At 66.6% G+C, this 18,451-nt stretch carries 18 protein-coding genes and 1 tRNA gene; 11 read left to right on the forward strand and 8 right to left on the reverse strand.

Features of this window, described 5'->3' with window-relative positions; genetic code table 11:
* Positions 1-12: 12 nt before the first annotated feature.
* Complete coding sequence (locus tag ACXMDM_RS00305; protein WP_233831044.1) at positions 13-477, forward strand: DUF8671 domain-containing protein; 465 nt, start codon at positions 13-15, stop codon at positions 475-477.
* A 70-nt stretch (positions 478-547) separates the two neighbouring features.
* A complete protein-coding gene (locus ACXMDM_RS00310; protein WP_071801940.1) occupies positions 548-2,227 on the forward strand; it encodes an NAD-dependent malic enzyme in 1,680 nt (559 codons plus the stop codon).
* A 24-nt stretch (positions 2,228-2,251) separates the two neighbouring features.
* Here the strand turns inward: ACXMDM_RS00310 and ACXMDM_RS00315 are convergent, their stop codons facing one another.
* Entirely contained in the window at positions 2,252-2,533 is a 282-nt protein-coding gene (locus tag ACXMDM_RS00315) for a 2Fe-2S iron-sulfur cluster-binding protein (RefSeq protein WP_071800110.1), read from the reverse strand.
* Positions 2,534-2,714: 181 nt separating this feature from the next.
* Here ACXMDM_RS00315 and ACXMDM_RS00320 point away from each other — a divergent pair, with 181 nt between their 5' ends.
* From ACXMDM_RS00320 to cysC, 7 genes are all read left to right on the forward strand, one after another.
* Positions 2,715-3,878: an NAD(P) transhydrogenase subunit alpha gene (locus ACXMDM_RS00320; RefSeq protein ID WP_071801941.1), complete on the forward strand. Its 1,164-nt coding sequence runs from the start codon at positions 2,715-2,717 to the stop codon at positions 3,876-3,878.
* Positions 3,875-4,171 (forward strand): NAD(P) transhydrogenase subunit alpha part 2, encoded by a 297-nt coding sequence (locus ACXMDM_RS00325; protein ID WP_071800111.1) that lies wholly within the window; start codon positions 3,875-3,877, stop codon positions 4,169-4,171. The genes ACXMDM_RS00320 and ACXMDM_RS00325 overlap by 4 nt, the downstream gene beginning before the upstream one ends.
* Positions 4,171-5,583, forward strand: coding sequence for an NAD(P)(+) transhydrogenase (Re/Si-specific) subunit beta (locus tag ACXMDM_RS00330; RefSeq protein WP_071800112.1), 1,413 nt, complete (start codon positions 4,171-4,173; stop codon positions 5,581-5,583). Before ACXMDM_RS00325 ends, ACXMDM_RS00330 begins: the two co-directional genes overlap by 1 nt.
* 879 nt (positions 5,584-6,462) lie before the next feature.
* Positions 6,463-7,665, forward strand: coding sequence for a DEAD/DEAH box helicase (locus tag ACXMDM_RS00335; RefSeq protein WP_499569865.1), 1,203 nt, complete (start codon positions 6,463-6,465; stop codon positions 7,663-7,665).
* A 1,028-nt stretch (positions 7,666-8,693) separates the two neighbouring features.
* Positions 8,694-9,872, forward strand: coding sequence for a sulfate adenylyltransferase (gene sat, locus ACXMDM_RS00340; RefSeq protein WP_071800116.1), 1,179 nt, complete (start codon positions 8,694-8,696; stop codon positions 9,870-9,872).
* Entirely contained in the window at positions 9,859-10,785 is a 927-nt protein-coding gene (locus tag ACXMDM_RS00345) for a 3'(2'),5'-bisphosphate nucleotidase CysQ family protein (RefSeq protein ID WP_071800117.1), read from the forward strand. The genes sat and ACXMDM_RS00345 overlap by 14 nt, the downstream gene beginning before the upstream one ends.
* Positions 10,786-10,880: 95 nt before the next feature.
* Entirely contained in the window at positions 10,881-11,513 is a 633-nt protein-coding gene (gene cysC / locus ACXMDM_RS00350) for an adenylyl-sulfate kinase (protein WP_071800118.1), read from the forward strand.
* A gap of 162 nt (positions 11,514-11,675) precedes the next feature.
* Here the strand turns inward: cysC and ACXMDM_RS00355 are convergent.
* From ACXMDM_RS00355 to hisF, 7 genes are all read right to left on the reverse strand, one after another.
* Positions 11,676-11,760 (reverse strand) — tRNA-Ser (locus ACXMDM_RS00355).
* 56 nt (positions 11,761-11,816) lie between these two features.
* Complete coding sequence (locus tag ACXMDM_RS00360; RefSeq protein ID WP_071800119.1) at positions 11,817-13,934, reverse strand: ComEC/Rec2 family competence protein; 2,118 nt, start codon at positions 13,932-13,934, stop codon at positions 11,817-11,819.
* An 86-nt stretch (positions 13,935-14,020) separates the two neighbouring features.
* Positions 14,021-14,203, reverse strand: a complete 183-nt coding sequence (locus tag ACXMDM_RS00365; protein WP_071801942.1) for a hypothetical protein — start codon at positions 14,201-14,203, stop codon at positions 14,021-14,023.
* 11 nt (positions 14,204-14,214) lie between these two features.
* Positions 14,215-15,084, reverse strand: a complete 870-nt coding sequence (glyQ, locus tag ACXMDM_RS00370; protein ID WP_071800120.1) for a glycine--tRNA ligase subunit alpha — start codon at positions 15,082-15,084, stop codon at positions 14,215-14,217.
* Positions 15,085-15,107: 23 nt separating this feature from the next.
* Positions 15,108-15,821 carry a bifunctional demethylmenaquinone methyltransferase/2-methoxy-6-polyprenyl-1,4-benzoquinol methylase UbiE gene (gene ubiE, locus ACXMDM_RS00375; protein ID WP_071800121.1) on the reverse strand — a complete coding sequence of 238 codons (714 nt, stop codon included), beginning with the start codon at positions 15,819-15,821 and terminating at the stop codon, positions 15,108-15,110.
* Positions 15,822-15,861: 40 nt separating this feature from the next.
* A complete protein-coding gene (locus ACXMDM_RS00380) occupies positions 15,862-16,161 on the reverse strand; it encodes a hypothetical protein (RefSeq protein ID WP_499569870.1) in 300 nt (99 codons plus the stop codon).
* 88 nt (positions 16,162-16,249) lie between these two features.
* The gene (gene hisF, locus ACXMDM_RS00385; protein WP_071800123.1) at positions 16,250-17,050 is read right to left on the reverse strand and encodes an imidazole glycerol phosphate synthase subunit HisF; all 801 of its coding nucleotides are present in this window, start codon (positions 17,048-17,050) and stop codon (positions 16,250-16,252) included.
* A gap of 58 nt (positions 17,051-17,108) precedes the next feature.
* Between hisF and petP the strand changes: the two genes are divergently transcribed.
* Positions 17,109-17,333: a cytochrome b6f subunit PetP gene (gene petP / locus ACXMDM_RS00390; protein WP_071800124.1), complete on the forward strand. Its 225-nt coding sequence runs from the start codon at positions 17,109-17,111 to the stop codon at positions 17,331-17,333.
* A 130-nt stretch (positions 17,334-17,463) separates the two neighbouring features.
* Positions 17,464-18,390, forward strand: coding sequence for a chlorophyll synthase ChlG (gene chlG, locus ACXMDM_RS00395; protein ID WP_233831238.1), 927 nt, complete (start codon positions 17,464-17,466; stop codon positions 18,388-18,390).
* The last annotated feature ends 61 nt before the right edge of the window (positions 18,391-18,451 follow it).

Below are 18,451 nucleotides of genomic sequence, written 5' to 3' on the forward strand. Positions count from 1 at the left end.
TGCCTGCTCACGATGGCTTCTCCCCGTAGCTCGATTCAGCAGATCCGGCCAAACCTGCAACACCAGCGGAACCTGCAACCCCGGCTGAACCGTTGGAGCTGGCCTAACGGCTGGAGCGCCCTGGTTGCCGTCGTGCTCTGCCTTGGTCTGTGCGCCGGCCTGGCCAGCCCGGCCTGGGGGCAGGTGGTGGAGCTCGACTACCGCTGCGATGGGGATTTGCTCGCCGCCCGTTACGACAGCGGCCCCGTCGATGATCCGCTGGTGGGGAATGTTTCAGCCGGCACCATCCCCGGGGCGTTCGCGGTGCTGCGCTGGCGCGAGGTGAGTTTGCAGTTGCCGCGCAGCAATGACGCCGGCCCACCCCAGTACACCGATGGCAAGTGGTTCTGGGGCCTGGAGGACCCGGCCCATCCCCGTTTCCTGCTCAATAGCGGCGCTCAGTATTCATTTGCCTGCGAGGCCGTCAACGCAGGTTGAGAACGGGCCAGAGAACTTCGCCTCCTACGCTGGCGCTTCGCCACTACAGAGCCCGGCAGAGCATTTTTTGATGGACACCCTGCAGACCCAGCTGCGAGGTCATCAGCTGCTGGCCGATCCCCACCTCAACAAAGGCACGGCCTTCAGCCGCGAGGAGCGCCAGGCGCTGGGGCTCGACGGATTGCTGCCGCTGGCGGTGGAAACCCTGGAGCAGCAGGTGGCCAGGGTCTGGCATGCCTTCAACGATCTCTCGGCCGATCTGGAGAAATATCGCTTCGCCCAGGTGCTCAGGGCCAGCAATGCCACCCTCTTCCACCGCTTTCTCGCCGACCACATCGACGCCCTGCTGCCGATCGTCTACACCCCCACGGTGGGAGCGGCGATTCAGCGCTTCAGCCTGGATTTCCGCAGCCCCTCCGGTGGCGTTTACCTCCACCACCAGGCCCAGGATCACTTCGACACCATCCTGCGCCAGTCGGCCCGGGGCCCGGTCGATCTGATTCTGGTCACCGATGCCCAGGGCATTCTTGGCCTGGGCGACCAAGGCATTGGTGGCGTTGAGATCTGCCAGGGCAAGTTGGCTGTCTATACCCTCTGCGCCGGACTTGACCCCAGCCGCATGCTTCCGGTGGTGCTTGATGTGGGCACCGACAACCCGCAGTTGCGCGACGATCCCCTCTACCCCGGCTGCCGCCAGCCGCGCCTGAGCGGCGGCGCCTACGACGCCGTGATCGCCGCCTTCGTGGCCGCCGTTCAAGCCGCCTTTCCCGGCGCCCTGTTGCATTGGGAGGATTTCGGCGTCGGCAACGCCCGCCGCAATCTCGACCTCTACCGCGCACAGCTGCCCAGCTTCAACGACGACATCCAGGGCACCAGCGGCGTGGCCACGGCCGTGGTGCTGGCGGCCTCCCGCGGAGCCGGGATGGCCGTTGAGGATCATCGGATCGTGGTGTTCGGGGCCGGCACTGCCGGCTGTGGGATCGCCGAGGGGCTGGTGGGCCTGCTCCAGCGCGCTGGCCTCTCAGAGGCACAAGCCCGCCAGCGTCTCTGGATGATCGATCGCGACGGCCTGCTGGCGGAAGGGCTCAGCTCGATCCAAGCGATGGCCGCGCCGCTGGCGCGATCGGCGGCCGAGCAGGACAGCTTCGGGCGGGACCCTCAGGGCCGGATCGGACTGCTGGAGGTGGTGCGTCAGGTGCACCCCACCGTGCTGATCGGCACCTCCACGGTGGCCGGAGCCTTCGATCAGGTCGTGGTTGAGGCGATGGCCGCCCAGGTGGAGCGGCCGATCATCCTGCCTCTTTCGAACCCCACCCATCTGGCTGAGGCCAGGCCCGGCGATCTGCTGGCCTGGACCGGCGGGCGCGCCCTGGTGGCCACCGGCAGCCCCTTCGATCCGGTGCAGGTGGGGGGAACGTCGCGCCGGATCGGTCAGTGCAACAACTGCTTCCTGTTCCCCGGACTGGGTTTCGCCTGCGTGGCGGTGGGCGCCCGCGAGGTGAGTGAGGCGATGGTGGTGGCCGGCCTTGAAGCCCTGGCTCAGCGCATCCCAGCCAGCACGGATCCCGAGGCCCCGCTGATGCCCGACCTCAGCGAGGTGGCGGCGGTGGCCAGAGCCGTGGCTGAAGCCGTAGCCATCGCGGCGGTGCAAGCGGGCCTGGCCCGCCTGGCGACAACACCCGAGCAAGCGATCGAACGGCTGGATCAGGCCACCTGGGAACCCAGTTATCGCCCCGTTGAGGCGATCTGAGCAAAAAAGCTGGCGCCAAGGAGCTCAGAGATCCTCTGAAACGCCCGGCTTGATCCTGCAATCACTCATCGGATAGCTGACACAGAGCAACGCGTAGCCCTGGGCAATCTGATCGTCATCGAGGAAGCTCTGATCGGATTGATCCACGCTGCCCGAGAGAATCTTGCCGGCACAGGTGCTGCAGGCTCCGGCCCGGCAGGAATAGGGCAGGTCGATGCCCTGCTCTTCGGCGGCATCGAGCACGTACTGGTCGTCGGGACAGCTGAAGCTTTTGCCGTTGTCCAGGGTGATCGTGAAGGAGGTCATGGCCGGGATGCTGCGGAAGGAAGTCTGTCCTGGATAGGAAGGCCCTGGCGCTGGCGGGGTAGTGCTCGTCACACAGGGCGGGGCCGGCTCCCATGTGGTGGCATGAACACAAGCCGCCCCAGTCGCTTGCATTGCCACACCCCTGGGCCCGTCAATAGAGGCCAGCTCGTTGAAGGGATACGTGGTCAGGGTGCTGGTCCCGGCGGAACGACGGAGTCAGGAGCAGCGGGTGGCCGCCTCGCCGGAGACGGTGCGCCGCCTGCTCGCCAAGGGTTGTGAGGTGGCGCTGGAGGAGCGGGCCGGGCTGGCGGCTGGATTCAGCGACGACGCCTACCGCCAGAGCGGTGCTGCGGTTGTGCCGGTGGGCTGCCCCGAAAGCTGGAGCCAGGCCGATGTGGCCCTCTGCGTGCAGCCCCCCCTGCCGGAATCCGATGGCGGCAGCGGCGGCCTCGAGCGGCTGCGCTCGGGCTCCCTGCTGCTCGGCCTGCTCGATCCCTACGCCAACCGTGCCTTGATCGAGCGCTTGAGCGCCGGTGGCGTCTCGACCATTGCCCTGGAGCTGCTGCCCCGCATCAGCCGCGCCCAGTCGATGGACGTGCTCTCGTCGCAGGCCAACATCGCCGGCTATAAGGCCGTGCTGCTGGCCGCCGCCGAACTCGATCGCTTCTTCCCCATGCTGATGACGGCGGCCGGCACCGTCCAGCCCGCCAAGGTACTGGTGCTGGGCGCCGGGGTGGCCGGCTTGCAGGCCGTGGCCACCGCCCGCCGCCTCGGCGCGGTGGTCAAGGTGTCTGACGTGCGGGCGGCCGCCAGGGAGCAGGTGGAATCCCTCGGCGCCCGCTTCATCGATCCCCCCGAACGCGAGGCTCCCGGTGAGAGCGGTGGCTATGCCCGCGAGGCGGGTGCCTCCTTCCTGGAGGCGCAGCGCCAGCAGCTGACCCTGCATCTGGCCGAGGCCGATGCGGTGATCACCACCGCCCAGGTGCCAGGACGCCCCGCTCCGCTGCTGATCACCACGGAGATGCTGGCCGCCCTGCGGCCCGGTGCTGTGGTGGTGGATCTGGCGGTGTCAAGCGGTGGCAACTGCGCTGGCAGCCAGCCCGATTGCACCGTGGAGATCGGCGGGGTGCGGATCATCGGCGCCTCCAACCTGCCCTCCACCGTTCCTCACCACGCCAGTGCCCTCTATTCCCGCAATCTGGTGGCGCTGCTGGAAACCCTGCTCGCCGATGACGGCCTGACACTCAACCCCGAGGATCCCTTGCTCGACTCCTGCCTGATCACCCACGGCGGGCTATGCCGCCGCACCGACCTCTGGCCTTCGCTTGAGGAGGTGGTGGCATGAGTGGTGAGATCGGCCTTTCCCAAGCCCTCTGGGTGCTCGTGCTCGGCAGCCTGCTCGGCCTGGAGCTGATCGGCAAGGTGCCGCCCACGCTGCACACGCCGTTGATGTCGGGGGCGAACGCGATCAGCGGCATCACCCTGCTGGCCGCCCTGACGCTGATCAGCCAGGCCGCCAGCCCCGCCCTGCGGGCGGTGGGTGCCGTGGCGCTCGGCTTCGCCCTGTTCAACGTGGTCGGCGGCTTCCTTGTCACCGACCGGATGCTGGCCATGTTCCGACGCAAAGAGAGCAGCTGATGGGCGAACTGACGATCGAACTGGGCGCCGTGCTGCTACTGGCCCTCGGCCTCAAGGGCCTGGCCAAGATCCGCACCGCCCGCACGGCCAACGGTCTGGCGGCCCTGGCCCTGGCCCTGGCGGTGGTCGGCTTGCTGGCCCAGCAGGGGCTGGCGGGCTGGCCCTGGATGCTGGGCGGCCTGGCGGTCGGCGGCGGCCTCGGTGCCCTGCTGGCCTTCCGGGTCGCCATGACCTCCATGCCAGAAACCGTCGCCCTGTTCAACGGCTGCGGCGGCGTCTCCTCCTTGCTGGTCGCCCTCGGCGCCATGCAGCTGCCCGGCGGCCTCAACCTGCTGGGTCAGGTCTCGGTGCTGGTGTCGGTGCTGGTGGGGGCGATCACCTGCAGCGGTTCGCTGGTGGCGGTGGGCAAGCTCAAGGAATGGATCGGCACGCCGCGCTGGACGCTTCGTCCCCAGCGCCATGCCATCAATATCCTGATGGCGGTGGCCTGCCTGATCTGCTGCGGCTTCGTGCTCAAGGGATTCACGCTGGCGCTGGTGCCGCTCACCGTTCTGTCGTTGCTGCTGGGCGTGGGCCTGACCCTGCCCGTCGGCGGTGCCGACATGCCGGTGGTGATCTCCCTGCTCAACTCCTATTCGGGCGTGGCCGCCGCCGCCGCCGGTTTCGTGGTGGGCAGTGAACTGCTGATCATGGCTGGCGCCATGGTGGGGGCCGCCGGCCTGATCCTCACCCAGGTGATGTGCACGGCGATGAACCGCTCGCTCACCTCCGTGCTCTTCGGTGGCGCCCTCGGAGTGGCCGGCCCCACAGAGGCTGGCAGCGAAGGCAAAGAGACCTATACCAATGTCACCTCCTGCAGCCCCGAGGAGTGTGCCCTCACCCTCGAGGCCGCCGAGCGGGTCGTGTTCGTGCCGGGCTATGGCCTGGCGGTGGCCCAGGCCCAGCACAGCCTCAAGGAGCTGGCCCGGCTGCTGGAACAACACGGCGTCGCCGTCAGCTACGCCATCCACCCGGTGGCGGGCCGGATGCCGGGCCACATGAACGTGCTGCTGGCCGAGGCCGATGTGCCCTACGACCAGCTGATCGAGATGGATGTGATCAACCCGGATTTTCCGCGCACCGACGTGGTGATCGTTCTGGGCGCCAACGACGTGGTCAACCCCCGCGCCAAGAGCGATCCGACCAGCCCCCTGTACGGCATGCCCGTGCTGGAGGTCGACCAGGCCCGCTCGGTGTTCGTGGTCAAGCGCAGCCTTGGTTCGGGCTATGCCGGCATCCGCAACGACCTGTTTGAGCTGCCCCAGACCTCAATGGTGTTCGGCGATGCCAAGCAGGTGCTGCAGGGCCTGATCCAGAACCTGCGCGAACTCGGCGTGGGCAAGGTGCCGGTGGCCTCCGGCAAGGGGAGTTAGCTGGCCCTCAGGAGGTTGTCAGACCGGCCTGCAGCCGATTCGGCAGCCCAGGATGAGGCGTTGCACTTCTGGCTCGGCTGTTGGCATTCGCCATTCGCCAGGCCTCCCGCCAACTGTGGGCCAGCGCCACGGCGGCCACCACTCCATCGAGCAGCACCACCACCATCCAGATCAGCAACGCCACCCCCTTGTGAATGGAGCTTGGCGGTGGCGACGCAGGGCCAGGGGCGAGAAGCACAGATGGCTTGGCCGGATTAGCGACGGGATTAGCCACGGTGATGGCTCCTGATTCCTTCCTGTCGATGCTTCTCCGGCTTGCCTCCAGTTCTGATGCGGCAGAGTTTGCAGCAAGAACGCTTTCTGTAGGCACACTGACCGGCGGAATTCCACTGCCAAAACCGGAAACCGCCTCAACGACAACCTCTGCCATCGCTGGTTGGATGGGCGGCTTGATCCCTGCACTGATCAGCTGGGGGCCCTGAGCCGGCGCCTGGACGCAGCTGGCCAGTCCCGTGATCTTCTGCCAGGGGCGCAGAGGAGGGCGCCAGCTGCGCTCGCCGCTCCGGCTCGCCTGACGCAGCCGGTTGTAGAGGGTTGGATTCATGGCGGTAGCCAAACAGCGACGGGAGGGGCCCTCAGGACATGATCTCAGTTCTGCCCACGTAGAATGGAGTTCTTGCGAGGACTTTTCCGATTTCTGTTCTGACCCACCCAGCTCCGGGACAGGAGCAGACCGGTACGCCCACCCCCTCCGTCGTCGATTTTTCAGCCTTCGGCCTCTCTGAACCGCTGCTCAAGGCGATCGCCGCCAAGGGTTACACCACCCCGTCGCCGATTCAGGTTCAGTCGATTCCCGCCGTGCTCGGCGGTCATGATGTGATGGCCGCCGCCCAGACAGGCACCGGCAAAACGGCCGGGTTCACCCTGCCGATGCTGGAGCGTCTCCGGCATGGGCCCCATGCCCGCAACAACCAGGTGCGCTCCCTGGTGCTGACCCCCACCCGCGAACTGGCGGCCCAGGTGGCCGAAAGCGTGCGGGAGTACGGCCAATACCTCGATCTGCGCAGTGATGTGGTGTTCGGCGGTGTCAAGATCAACCCGCAGATGCAGCGGCTGCGCCGCGGCGCCGACGTGCTGGTGGCCACCCCCGGCCGGCTGATGGATCTGTACCAGCAGAACGCGATCCGCTTCGATCGTCTGGAAATCCTGGTGCTCGATGAAGCCGATCGCATGCTCGACATGGGCTTCATCCGCGACATCCAGAAAATCCTGGCGCTGCTGCCGGCCAAACGCCAGAACCTGCTGTTCTCTGCCACCTTCAACCCCTCGATCCGCAAGTTGGCCCACGGGCTGCTGCACCAGCCCGTGCAACTGCAGGCCACCCCTGAAAACCGGGCGGCGCCGCTGGTGGAGCAGGTGATGCACCCCTGCGACATGGCCCGCAAAGGCGATCTGATCAGCCACCTGATCCGCAGCAACAACTGGCAGCAGGTGCTGGTGTTCTCGCGCACCAAACACGGAGCCAACCGGCTCGCCGACCGTCTCAGTCAGGAAGGCATCAGCGCCATGGCCATCCACGGCAACAAGAGCCAGGGGGCCCGCACCCGCGCCCTGGCCGGCTTCAAAACAGGCGAGATGCGCGTGCTGGTGGCCACCGACCTGGCCGCCCGCGGCCTCGACATCGAGCAGCTCCCCCACGTGGTGAATCTGGACCTGCCCAACGTCGCCGAAGATTATGTGCACCGGATCGGCCGGACCGGCCGCGCCGGCCAGAGCGGCCACGCCCTCTCGCTGGTGGCCGCCGAAGAGCATGAACTACTGCGCGCGATCGAAAAGGTGATCGGCAATCCCTTGCGCCGCCAGGAAGTGCCGGGCTTCGAGCCCACCATCCACTCAGCGCCACCCCTCGATCTCAGCGGTGGTCGCGGCAAGGGCGGCAGCCGTGGGGGAGGCGGTCGTAGCGGCGGCAGATCAGCCGGAGGCCCCGGCGGGTCGATGCCGCGTCGCAGCGCCTCCTCCCGCACCATTCCCTCGCGCAGCCAGCCCTCCTCAAGGGACAGCCGGCCGCGGGGCAGGGGCTGAGGCTGGGACCCAACCCTATGGATTACCTCGCAACTCGAAGCTCTGTTCTTCCACACGAGCCCATCGATGAGCGAACTGCCCCGCGGCTGATGGGTGACCCGGCAGCGATCTAACTCGGTAGCCCTCGTTTTGAATCACGACACCAACAACCCGTCCCATGGCATGGGCAAAAGTGCCATCGGTTCGACCGGATTCATATGCAAAAACTGAGGATCTTTCGCCATCTCCAGAAGGGGAGCCAAATCAACAGTGTGAGCCGCCATCATGCTTCCGGCCAAAAACAAATGGCCAAGAAATTTTTAAGCATCCATCTCCCATTCCTCGAAGATTTCCACAAGATTTTCAATATTTTCTGTCAAGAAAACCGTGGATGGCACAAGGGATCTGGGAGGCGCCAAGAGACCAAGCTCGGGATCATCCAGGAAAGCCTTACGAATGAAGTTCAAGCGGGGCATTCAACCAGACTTTCAAAAAGATGCTCCGCCCAACATTCTCTTATCTTGAGAAGGAGAGAGCATTTTACATTTAAATTCACAAGGACTGGGCGCCCCGCTGCCATTCCTTTGGAGAATAGGTGATTGAGGAAAAGCTGGCACGATTGAGCAGAGTTTCTGCCAAATCAAGGCCGGGGCTTGATCAGGTCGAGGAGTTGCTCGAGAAGATCAAGGTAGAACCCATGCACTATCCCACCAAAATAATTGGGACTGAATTGCCCACTTTGGCGCGACTCCAAGTCTGATGAGCGGGCGCGCCCTTCACATTCCCCCATAGTTACACGCCGTTTCTGGAGCTGCCCGGCCACCATCAGCTCCCTGAAATCCTCGGATTCGGGGGACCGCAAGCAGACCTGGAATTCCCCCCCGGGCTGCCCTAGATGCGTAGTCCCACCATGAGGCCGATCACAACCAGAACCCCCACCGCCGACTTGGTGATCGCGCTTCCTTACCTGGAGGGAGGGGTGGGCAGAAGAGACATAAGATCAGCCGGCTGTTGCACCAATGGCTCCAATCCACGCGCCTGGAACCTGAATGTCCGCTGAACGCATCACCGCCGACCTGCCCAGGACCGGCCTGATTACCCCGCACGGGGGCAGCCTGGTTGATCTCCAGGCTGCCTCTGAGCAGCACCAGGCGATCAAGGCGGGAGTGGATCGGGTGGTGGAGTGCTCAGACCGCAACGCCTGCGACGTGGAGCTGCTGGTGGTGGGTGGCTTCTCCCCCCTGCGCGGCTTCATGCACGAAGACGATTACCACGCTGTGGTGGCCGGCCACCGCACCAGCTCAGGCCTGCTCTTCGGCCTGCCGATCGTGCTGGATACAGACGATGAGAGCATCACGGTTGGGGACCGGCTGTTGCTCACTTACCGGGGCCAGGACCTGGCTGTGATGACGGTCGAAAGCCGCTGGGAGCCCGACAAGGTGCGCGAGGCGGCTGGTTGCTACGGCACCACCTCGATTGAGCATCCCGCCGTGCGGATGATCTGCTGCGAACGGGGCCGATTTTATCTGGGCGGTGCCGTGCAGGGCCTCGAACTCCCCCAGCGTGACTTCCCCTGCCAGACCCCTGCTGAGGTGAGGGCCAGCTTGCCCAACGACCAGGACGTGGTGGCCTTCCAGTGCCGCAACCCGATTCACCGCGCCCACTACGAACTGTTCACCCGCGCCCTGCACGCCAGCAACGTGAGCGCAGCCGCCGTGGTGCTCGTTCACCCCACCTGTGGACCCACCCAGGACGACGACATCGCCGGGGCTGTGCGCTTTGCCACCTACGAACGGCTGGCCGCCGAAGTGGCCAACCCGCGCATCCGCTGGGCCTATCTCCCCTACGCCATGCACATGGCCGGCCCCCGCGAAGCGTTGCAGCACATGATCATCCGCAAGAACTACGGCTGCACCCACTTCATCATCGGCCGCGACATGGCCGGCTGCAAATCATCGCTTAGCGGTGATGATTTCTACGGCCCCTACCAGGCCCAGGACTTTGCCAGAGACAACGCCAGCGAACTGGGCATGGAAACGGTCCCTTCCCTCAATCTCGTCTATACCGAAGAAGAGGGCTACGTGACAGCCGAGCATGCCGAAGCACGTGGGCTGCATGTCAAGAAACTGAGCGGCACCCAGTTCCGCAAGATGTTGCGGGCCGGGGAGGAAATTCCTGAATGGTTCGCCTTCCGCAGCGTGGTGGAGGTGTTGCGTGAGGCCAGCTGATCAGCTCCCCGTCGGCATCGATCCCGAGGTCCTGCTGGCGGTGCTGCGACGCCTGGCCTGGGAATCGGCCGCCATCCTGCGCGCCTATGCCCGCGGCGAGCAGCCCCCCTTCGGCTACCCGGCCGTGCTCTCGGTCGATGACAATCCCAAGGGGCCTGTCTCAGCCGCCGATCTGGCGGTCAATGATCACCTGCTTACCGGCCTTGGCAAAGCCTTTCCCATTGCACCCTGGACCCTGCTGAGTGAGGAAACGGCCAGCCAGTGGCCCGCCGGCCAGCCGATCGATGCCGAGTGGCTCTGGATCCTCGATCCTCTCGATGGCACCAAGGATTTTCTGCAGGGCACCGGCGAATACGCCGTTCACCTCGCCTTGATCCACCAGCAGCGTCCCGTCCTCGGGGTGGTGCTGCTTCCCGAGCTTGATCAGCTCTGGTTCGGGGTGGTCGCTGCTGATCCAGGCGAGTCCCAGGCCTGGTGCGAGTCGCCGTCTGGGGAGCGTCAGCCGGTGCGTTTCAGCAGCCGGGCACACTTGCGGGAGTTGATCCCCGTCACCAGTCGCAGCCACCGTGATGATCGCCTGGAGCTTCTGATGGGCTCGCTGGGGGTGGCTGCGGGCCTCGCCCGCGGCAGTGTGGGCGGCAAGGTTGGCGCGATCCTGCGGGGCGAAACCGATCTGTATGTCTCCCTTTCGGGCCGCACCGCCCCCAAAGATTGGGACATGGCCGCGCCGGAAGCCGTGCTGCTGGCCGCTGGCGGGGCCTTCACCCACGCCGATGGTCGCCCCTTGCTCTACAACACCGGTGATTCCCGTCAGGCCGGCTGCCTGATCGCCAGCCATGGCCGCTCCCACGCCGATCTCTGCCAGGCCGCTGCGGCCGCGATGGCGCGGATCGACCCGGCATTCCCTGTTTAAGGCGGTCACGCCTAACGCGATCCCGTTCAGGGCGATCCAGTCCGCCCCTTCTTGATCCATCCGTTTCCTGATCCATCCCTTCCCCTGACGAGCCCATGCCCCCAAGCCCCAGCGGAAAAGCCACCAACATCGTCTGGCATCAAGCCTCGATCACCCGCGAGAGCAGGGCTCAGCAACGGGGCCATCGCAGCGCGATCCTCTGGCTCACGGGCCTCTCCGGCAGCGGTAAAAGCACCCTGGCCAACGCCCTCAACGCCGAATTGTTCAGCCGCGGCCTGGCCACCTATGTGCTCGATGGTGACAACGTCCGCCACGGGCTCTGCCAGGACCTGGGTTTCTCCGACGCCGATCGGGAAGAGAACATTCGCCGCATCGGCGAAGTGGCCAAATTGTTTCTCGATGCCGGCCTGATCGTGCTCACCGCCTTCGTGTCGCCCTTCCGCTCTGATCGCGACAAGGCCCGCTCCCTGGTGGAAACGGCGGATTTCATCGAGATTCATTGCGCCGCCGATCTCGATGTCTGCGAAAGCCGCGACCCCAAGGGCCTCTATGCCAAGGCCCGCGCCGGCCAGATCAAAGACTTCACGGGCATCTCCAGCCCCTACGAAGCCCCTGAAGCCGCCGAACTGCGGGTGGCCACCGGCCTTCAGAGCCTGGAGGAATCCGTTGCCCAGGTGATCGCTTACCTGGAGAAGGAAGCGATCATTGAACCGGCGCCGCGCCCTTAATCATGGCTGTATCAATCAGCTGAACCCAGAGGTTTACTGATTTGCCTAGGTGTGTGGTGGGTCAGCCCTGAGCTGGTGGGGTAACCAGATGATCACAGGTGTGAGATCGCCAGGGTCAGAGCTCCCTTAGGCCTTCTAGGCAGTCTCGGGAACCTATCGAAACGGAGAGGGTGGGATTCGAACCCACGGAAGGTTTCCCTTCAAACGATTTCGAGTCGTTCGCTTTCGACCACTCAGCCACCTCTCCCTGTGCGTCCACGGCCGACAGGGCGGAGTGGAGCAGATCTGGAGTTTACGGAGCCGTCAGCCGGCGGGGCTATCGAGCGCTCCACTGCCACCACTGGCTTGCCAGCCACTGGGTGCATCGGGCCATTCCCCACTCACCCAGAGGCGCCGGGGCGCCGCCGCTGCCACGGCCTGCCGCTCAAGCGGCCAGGGCTGGAAACCCAGCCAGGTGCCGCTCCAGCCATCAGCGCGATCGGAGCCGGGACCGGCCTCCGGACCCAGCTGCTGTTGCCAGGCCAGCAAAGACTGGCGATCGGGCAGCAGCAGCCAGCGGTGGCTGCCCACCGTTAAAACGTGGGCGTGGCTGTCGGCGCTCAACGGCGTGAGCGCCAGGCCTGGGCTCTCCAACCGCTGACCCGGCAGCAGGGGCGCTCGGCCTTCGCTGGCGGCCAGCACCAGGGGGCTTTGTTGCTGCCAGCAGGCGTGCTCGTCGCTCGCCACTGGATCGAGCAGGGCAATCCAGTCGTAGCGGCTGAGGCCGAGGCCGGTGGCCAACCTGGCGGCGCTGGAGCAGCTGAGGCCATCGGCGCGAAGGCTGATCAGGGCGCCGCGACCCCGGTGGCGGGCCAGCAGCAGATCGCCCCCCCATTGATGCACCAGTAGCAGCCGGTCGGCGCCCAGCAGCGAGAGGTGCAACGCCAGGGTGAGGCCCAGGCCAGCCAGCCCCAGCCGGCGCCAGCGCTGCCCCTGCAGCAACCAGGGCAGCAGCGACAGGAAGAGCAGCAGCACCAACCAGGGAATCGGCCGGCCCACCTGCCACTGGGCCATCGGCAGGGCCGCAAAGCCGCGCACCAGCAGCAGCAGCAGGCCGCACAGTGCCCCCAGCGGCCAGGCCAGCAGGGGCAGCAGCGCCGGCAGGGTCACGGCGCAGAGGGCCATCGCCATCGCCCCGAGCGTGAGCGGGGTCAGCAGCGGTGCCACCACCAGGTTGGCGGGAACGGCATACAGCGGGACAACACCGAAGTGGAGCAGTTGCAGTGGCAAGGTCCAGAGCGAGGCCGCCACCGGCACCGCCAGGCCAGCACCAATCCAGCCAGACCCCTCCCCAGCCGGCAGCCAGCGCTGCAGGGCCTGCTCCAGGTCGGAGGCGGTGAGGATCAGGCCGGCCGTGGCGGCCACTGAGAGCTGGAAGCCCACATCCAGCAGCCAGTTCGGACGCACCAGCAGCATCACCAGCACGCTCAGCAGCAACACACCCAGGGGCCGGCTGCGGCCACCGCCTTCAAGCACCGCAAAGGCGACGCCCCCCATCAACACCGCCCGCACCACCGAGGGCTGGGGGCCGGCCAGCAGCAGGAACAGGAGCATGGCGCCGATCGCCAGCGCCGCCCGAGGTGGCCGCGGCAGCCTTCGCCCGAGGGCCATCACCGCACCGAGCAGCACGGTGAGGTGGAACCCCGAGGCCGCCAGGGCGTGGGAAAGCCCGGCGGCCCGGAAGGCTTCGCGCACCTCGGCGGGCAAGGGCACCACGGCACTCCCGAGCACCAGCGCAGCGAGTACCCCGCCGCGTTCCGGGCCGCCGGAGGCCAGCAGGGCCGCCGCCATCCGCCGCCGCACCTCCGCGATCGGCGGGGCGGGGCGCTCCAGCACCGTGGGGGGATCCTCCAGCCGCAGCTGGCTCCAGATCCCCTGGCGGGCCAGCCGCTCGGCCGGGCCACTCAACAACGGATGGGGACCGCTGGCCGGCCGGCGCAGCAGGCCATCCACCTCCAGCCGCCAACCCTGCTGAACGGCGGGGCACTGGCGCCAGAGCAGTTCCGTGCGGCCACCGGTCTGCTCAAGCACGGCGCTGCAGCCGCCCTGATCACCCCGCGGCCTGGGATCGGCGACCAAGGTGCCCCGCAATCGCACTTGCTGAGGAACTGCAGACATGGGGGCGGCAGGCAGCAGCCGCACCGGATCGGCGGGGCCGGGCTGGGGCTGGCGCACCACCCCCCAAAGCAGCAGGGCCGGCACGAGCAGCAGCAGGGCCAGCCGCGCAGCCAGTCCAGCCCCAAGCTGCCCGGCCCGCCACCAGCTGAACCCCAGCACCAGCAGGAGGCCAACAACACGCAGCCACTCCCCTGCTGCCCCCTCCAGAGGCAGCACACCCAGGGCCAGGCCGGCCAGCGCCAGCGACACCGTCAGCAGAGGCATCCAACGTCCGAAGGGAAGAGCACCCTTCAGCGTTCCCCAGCCATGCCCACTTCAGCCCAGTGAAAACTTCAACCCAGCCCAAACGCTTAGAAGCTCGGCAGCTTCAGCAGCAGATCGCAGAGCTCGGGGCTGGGCAGGTCGGCGCCCAGCAGCGGGGCCACCAGGGCGGCGACCGGCCGCAGCCGGCAGGGCCAGATCGCCCGCTCGCTGAAGCGGCCGGCCTCAAAAGCGCCAACCAGCAGCAATACGCTCAGCAGAACGCGTTTCACCCGGCCAGCCTTCACCCCTTCAGCAAGGGGAAGCCGAGCTGGCGCCGCTCCTCCAACCAACCCTCCGCCACCTGGCGGGCGAGGTGACGGATCCGGGCGATCGTGGCAGTGCGCTCCGTCACCGAAATCACGCCACGGGCCTCGAGCAGGTTGAAGGTGTGACTGCACTTGAGCACGTAATCGAGGGCCGGCGCCGGCAGGCCCGCCGCCGCCAGATCGCTGGCTTCGGCCTCATAGAGAGCAAACAACTGCTGCAGCCGTTCGGGGTTGGAGGCCTCGAAGTTGTAGCTGCACTGGGCCTTCTCGGAGGCCAGCCAGAGATCGCCGTAGCTGCGCTCGCCATTCCAGCTCAACTCCCAGATACTCTCCACGTCCTGGAGATACATGGCGAGGCGCTCGAGGCCGTAGGTGATCTCGATCGACACCGGCCGGCAATCAAGGCCGCCGCACTGCTGGAAATAGGTGAACTGGGTGACCTCCATGCCATCGAGCCACACCTCCCAGCCCACGCCCCAGGCGCCGAGGGTGGGCGATTCCCAGTTGTCTTCCACAAAGCGGATGTCGTGGTCAGCGGCGCGGATGCCAAGGGCTTCGAGCGAGGCCAGATAGGTGTCCTGGATGCCATCGGGTGATGGCTTGATCAACACCTGGTACTGGAAGTAGTGCTGGGCCCGGTTGGGATTGTCGCCGTAGCGGCCGTCGGTGGGACGGCGGCAGGGCTCGGGATAGGCCACCGCCCAGGGTTCCGGTCCGATCGCCCGCAGCACCGTGTGGGGGCTCATCGTGCCGGCGCCTTTTTCGGTGTCATAGGGCTGCAGCAACAGGCATCCCTGCTCGGCCCAGAACCGGTTCAAGCTGGTGATGATGTCCTGGAAATGCATCGTCTGATCTTCTCAGAGCGGCTTCAGGCGACCAGCTGAAGCAAACCCATCAGCCCACCGGCCACGGGGCGGTGGCGAGCAAAAGCGAAGCCGGCCGCCAGCGCCAGCCGCTCCTGCTCGGGTGCGGTCGGGAAGCGCTCCAGGCTGGTTTCGAGATAGGCGTACTGCTCGGGCAGCTCAAACCAGCGCGCGGTGGGCACCACCAGATTGCGCAGATAGAAGCGCTGGAACGCGGCCGTGAGGGCACCGGCCGCCGTGGCCGGATCGGACCGGTTGAAATCCAGCACGGCGGCGCGGCCAGCGGGCCGCAGCAGGCGCCGCAGTTCGCGCAGCCCTGCGGCCGGATCGGCCAGGTTGCGCAGCCCGTAGGCCATCACTGCCCCATCGGCCGAGCCGGCGGGCAGGCCCGTGGCCAGGGCATCGCCCTGCTGCCAGCGCAGGGGCAACCAGGGCTGGAGCTGGCTGCGGCGGCGGGCAACGGCCAGGGGCGCGGCGGCGGCATCGAGGCCGAGCACCTCCCCACCGGGCCGCAGCCGCTCGGCGAGCACCAAGGCCAGATCACCGGTGCCGCAGCAGAGATCGATCAGCCGCTGGCCGGGACGGGGCTGCAGCCAATGCAGCGCCTGACGCTTCCAGAAGCGATGCAGACCAAGGCTGAGCAGGTCGTTGAGCTGGTCATAACGCGGGGCGATGGCGTCGAACAACTCACGCACCGCCTCGGGATCAGCAGGCTTCAAGCGGCAGCTGGGGCGAATGACAACTCTGAAACATGGCTGCTCAGGAGGATGGCAGACCGGGGCAACGGGCGGGTTCCACCAGACAATCGAGCGAGGTGTCCCAGGGCAGAGCGACGGAATCGAGGCTGATACCGGTGCCCGTGGCGAACGGTACGTTCGTCAGGCCATCGACCATCAGCCGGTAGGGGGAACTGACAGTGAGCACCATCACTGTGGCCAGGCCGACGGCGGCGGAGCAGACCATGCAGCCGGCCAGCATCAACGAAAACTCCTGGCGGTCGTTGGCGGCCTGCATCAGCGAAAGCGCCCAACCCACCAGCGCCACCACAGTTGCAACCACCAGAAGAGCGAGGGTTGTCGAGACGAGTGGGGGCAGAGCCGACACGGTGGCGTCAGAAGAAAGTGAATCAGGTGTTACAACCTGAGAATCAACTGTAAAGGCTCGTTACAGCCTTTTGCGGCCCCTCCAGCGGACGGATCGCCAGCCCCCTGGCGATCAGGTCGGTCTTGATCGCTTCGATGCTGAGCACGCCGTCGTGGAGCAGGGAGGCGAGCAGGGAGGCCGAGGCCCCGCCCTGCTCCAGGGCGGCGGCGATGTGATCGATGCAGCCGGCGCCTCCTGAGGCGATCACCGGCACCGAGACGGCGCTGGCCACCGCGCTGGTGAGCGCCAGGTCGTAGCCGGCCTGGGTGCCATCGCCATCCATGGAGGTGAGCAGCAGTTCGCCGGCACCGAGCGCCACCACCTGGCGGGCCCAGGCCACGGCATCGAGGCCGGTGTTCTGCCGGCCCCCTTGCACAAACACATCCCAACCCGTGCCCTCGGCGCGGCGGCGGGCATCGATCGCCACAACGATGCATTGACAGCCGAACTGCCGGGCCCCTTGCGCCACCAGATCGGGATCGCGCACCGCCGCTGAATTGAGGCTCACCTTGTCGGCGCCAGCGCGCAGCAGGGCGGTGATCCCCTCCACGCTGCCAATGCCGCCGCCGACGGTGAAGGGGATCGTCACGGCTTCAGCGGTCTGGCGCACCAGCTCCACCAGGGTGGTGCGGCCCTGATGGCTGGCGGCGATGTCGAGAAAGACCAGTTCGTCGGCACCGGCGGCGTCGTAACGGCAGGCCAGGGCCACCGGATCACCGGCATCGCGCAGCCCAACGAAATTGACCCCCTTGACCACCCGGCCGTCAGCCACATCGAGGCAGGGAATGATGCGCTTGGCGACCATGGAGGGGGGAAACGGGGGGCGCTGTTAGGGTTGCGCGACTTGCCCAGCCGCGCTGGCCATGACTCAGGCTGCCACCCCAGGATCCATCGACATCGGCTCCCGGGTGAGGATCACCCGCGTGCGCGATCGCATCCCCGCCGATCTGGTTGAAGCGCTCAAGAGCGATGCCTCCGGCACCGTCAGCGGTTTCAAGATGACCGACGGCAGCGGCATCGGCGTGGTGGTGGAACTCAGCAACGGCAGCAGCGGCTGGTTCTTCGACGACGAAATCGCCCCGGCCTGAAACCATCCATCCCGCCGATGACGGTCGAGCCGGTTTCGGTCATGCTGGTGATCTCTGCTTCCATCTCTTGAGCGACGCCCCCGATTCCCCCCCCAGCAGCAGCGGCGGAAAAGCCCGCCAGCTGCTGGGCATGAAGGGGGCCGCAGGCACCACCAGCATCTGGAAGCTGCGGCTGCAGCTGATGAAACCGGTCACCTGGATCCCCCTGATCTGGGGCGTGATCTGTGGAGCGGCTGCCTCGGGCAACTACGTGTGGAGCGGCCGCGACTTCGGCGCCGCCATCGCCTGCATGTTGATGAGTGGTCCGTTGCTGGCCGGCTACACCCAAACCATCAACGACTACTACGACCGCGAGATCGACGCGATCAACGAGCCCTACCGGCCGATCCCCTCCGGGGCGATCTCCCTGGAGCAGGTGCGGGTGCAGATCTGGGTGCTGCTGCTCTCGGGGCTGGCCGTGGCGGGGGGCCTCGATCTCTGGGCGGGCCACCGCACCCCGGTGCTGTTGCTACTCGCCCTGGGCGGATCGCTGGTCAGTTACATCTATTCGGCGCCACCGCTGAAGCTCAAGCAGAACGGCTGGCTGGGCAACTATGCCCTTGGCGCCAGTTACATCGCTTTGCCCTGGTGGGCCGGGCAGGCCCTGTTCGGCCGGCTCACCTGGACCACAGCCCTGCTCACCCTGGCCTACAGCCTGGCCGGGCTCGGCATTGCTGTGGTCAACGACTTCAAGAGCGTGGAAGGCGACCGGGCGATGGGGCTGAAATCGCTGCCGGTGGTGTTCGGCATCGAGCGGGCCAGCTGGATCAGCGCCGGCATGATTGATCTGTTCCAGCTGGCGATGGTGGCTGTGCTGATCGCCATTGGCCAGAACTTCGCCGCGGTGCTGCTGGTGCTGCTGATCATTCCCCAGATCACCTTCCAGGACATCTGGCTGCTGCGCGATCCGGTGGCCTTTGACGTGAAGTATCAGGCGAGCGCCCAGCCGTTTCTGGTGCTGGGGATGCTGGTGACGGCGCTCGCGATCGGCCACAGCAGCCTCACGGCCGTGTTGTGACCAGCGAAGTCTCTCGCAAGGGATCCCCCACCCGCCTGAGGGGCGAGGAAAGGAAAACGTC

This window comes from Synechococcus sp. CS-603, from assembly GCF_977929215.1.

Excerpts from the sequence above, each read along its gene's own strand:
- ACXMDM_RS00315 (WP_071800110.1), bottom strand. The coding sequence starts at position 2,533 with ATGACCTCCTTCACGATCACCCTGGACAACGGCAAAAGCTTCAGCTGT.
- ACXMDM_RS00310 (WP_071801940.1), top strand. The coding sequence starts at position 548 with ATGGACACCCTGCAGACCCAGCTGCGAGGTCATCAGCTGCTGGCCGAT.
- ACXMDM_RS00305 (WP_233831044.1), top strand. The coding sequence starts at position 13 with ATGGCTTCTCCCCGTAGCTCGATTCAGCAGATCCGGCCAAACCTGCAA.
- ACXMDM_RS00360 (WP_071800119.1), bottom strand. The coding sequence starts at position 13,934 with ATGCCTCTGCTGACGGTGTCGCTGGCGCTGGCCGGCCTGGCCCTGGGT.
- cysC (WP_071800118.1), top strand. The coding sequence starts at position 10,881 with ATGCCCCCAAGCCCCAGCGGAAAAGCCACCAACATCGTCTGGCATCAA.
- sat (WP_071800116.1), top strand. The coding sequence starts at position 8,694 with ATGTCCGCTGAACGCATCACCGCCGACCTGCCCAGGACCGGCCTGATT.
- chlG (WP_233831238.1), top strand. The coding sequence starts at position 17,464 with ATGAAGGGGGCCGCAGGCACCACCAGCATCTGGAAGCTGCGGCTGCAG.
- ACXMDM_RS00325 (WP_071800111.1), top strand. The coding sequence starts at position 3,875 with ATGAGTGGTGAGATCGGCCTTTCCCAAGCCCTCTGGGTGCTCGTGCTC.
- ACXMDM_RS00330 (WP_071800112.1), top strand. The coding sequence starts at position 4,171 with ATGGGCGAACTGACGATCGAACTGGGCGCCGTGCTGCTACTGGCCCTC.
- glyQ (WP_071800120.1), bottom strand. The coding sequence starts at position 15,084 with ATGCATTTCCAGGACATCATCACCAGCTTGAACCGGTTCTGGGCCGAG.
- ACXMDM_RS00335 (WP_499569865.1), top strand. The coding sequence starts at position 6,463 with ATGGCCGCCGCCCAGACAGGCACCGGCAAAACGGCCGGGTTCACCCTG.
- petP (WP_071800124.1), top strand. The coding sequence starts at position 17,109 with ATGACTCAGGCTGCCACCCCAGGATCCATCGACATCGGCTCCCGGGTG.
- hisF (WP_071800123.1), bottom strand. The coding sequence starts at position 17,050 with ATGGTCGCCAAGCGCATCATTCCCTGCCTCGATGTGGCTGACGGCCGG.